Genomic DNA, 1,698 nt, shown 5'->3' on the forward strand with positions numbered 1-1,698 from the left:
GATGCCGCGCAGCAGCACCGTGTTGCCGCCGTCGCCCAGCGTCACCGCGTCGTTGCCCGCCCCGCCGACCAGGATCTCCAAACCGGCGACCAGCAGCGTGTTGCCGGCCGAGCCGAGATAGACCACGTCCGTCCCGCTCGAGCCGATCAGCGTCTCCAGGCCGGCGACCAGCAGCGTGTTGCCGCTGGTGCCCGACACCCGGTTCATGTCCGCCGCGCTGTCGAAGCCGGCGGTGGCGAGCGTCACCACGTCCAGCCCGGCGCCGCCGGTCAGCGTCTCCAGCTGAGACGCCAGCAGCGTGTTGCCGCCGGCGCCCAGCGTGATGACGTCGAGCGCGAAGCCGCCCACCAGCGTTTCCAGGTTCGACGCCACCATGGTCGAGCCGCGGTTGCCGATGGTGATGGCGTCGAGGCCGGTACCGCCGGTCAGCGTCTCCAGCATGCGCAGCAGCGTCGTGTTGCCGCCGTCGCTGAGGGTGACGACGTCCGCCCCGGCGTTGCCGACCAGGATCTCCAGCCCGGCGATCAGCAGCGTCGAGCCGCCGCCCAGCTCGCCGATCATCGCCACGTCGCTGCCCGAGCTGCCGACCAGCGTTTCCAGCAGGTTGACGACGAAGGTGCCGCCGCCGTCCGACAGATGGACGACGTCACGCCCGCTGTTGCCGGTGATCGACTCGATGGCGGTGATCCGCACCGTGGTGCCCGCGGTGCCCAGTGTCACCACGTCCAGCCCCGACCCGCCGATCAGCGTTTCCACCGCAGCGGTCACCAGCGTGCTGCCGCCCGACCCCAGCGTCACCACGTCCAGCCCGGCGCCACCCAGCAGCGTCTCAATTTGGGACGCCACCAGCGTGTTGCCGGCGTTGCCCAGCAGGATGGCGTCGATGCCGGTGCCGCCGGTGATCGTCTCGAACAGCGACACCGTCGCCGTGTTGCCGGTGTCGCCCAGCAGCAGCAGGTCGGTGCCGGCGCTGCCGGTCAGCGTCTCGATGCCGCGCAGCAGCACCGTGTTGCCGCCGTCGCCCAGCGTCACCGCGTCGTTGCCCGCCCCGCCGACCAGAACCTCCAGACCGGCGACCAGCAGCGTGTTGCCGGCCGAGCCGAGATAGACCACGTCCGTCCCGCTCGACCCGATCAGCGTCTCCAGACCGGCGACCAGCAGCGTGTTGCCGCTGGTGCCCGACACCCGGTTCATGTCCGCCGCGCTGTCGAAGCCGGCGGTGGCGAGCGTCACCACGTCCAGCCCGGCGCCGCCGGTCAGCGTCTCCAGCTGAGACGCCAGCAGCGTGTTGCCGCCGGCGCCCAGCGTGATGACGTCGAGCGCGAAGCCGCCCACCAGCGTTTCCAGGTTCGACGCCACCATGGTCGAGCCGCGGTTGCCGATGGTGATGGCGTCGAGGCCGGTACCGCCGGTCAGCGTCTCCAGCATGCGCAGCAGCGTCGTGTTGCCGCCGTCGCTGAGGGTGACGACGTCCGCCCCGGCGTTGCCGACCAGGATCTCCAGCCCGGCGATCAGCAGCGTCGAGCCGCCGCCCAGCTCGCCGATCATCGCCACGTCGCTGCCCGAGCTGCCGACCAGCGTTTCCAGCAGGTTGACGACAAAGGTGCCGCCGCCGTCCGACAGATGGACGACGTCACGCCCGCTGTTGCCGGTGATCGACTCGATGGCGGTGATCCGCACCGTGGTGCCCGCGGTGCC

General features: G+C 71.1%; 1 protein-coding gene. It reads right to left on the minus strand.

Features of this window, described 5'->3' with window-relative positions; all coding sequences use genetic code 11:
- Positions 1 to 1,698 (minus strand): calcium-binding protein (locus TSO352_RS33250; RefSeq protein ID WP_199231634.1); only part of this gene is annotated, 1,698 nt, incomplete at both ends.

Origin of the sequence: Azospirillum sp. TSO35-2 (assembly GCF_003116095.1) — a bacterium.
GTDB lineage: Bacteria > Pseudomonadota > Alphaproteobacteria > Azospirillales > Azospirillaceae > Azospirillum.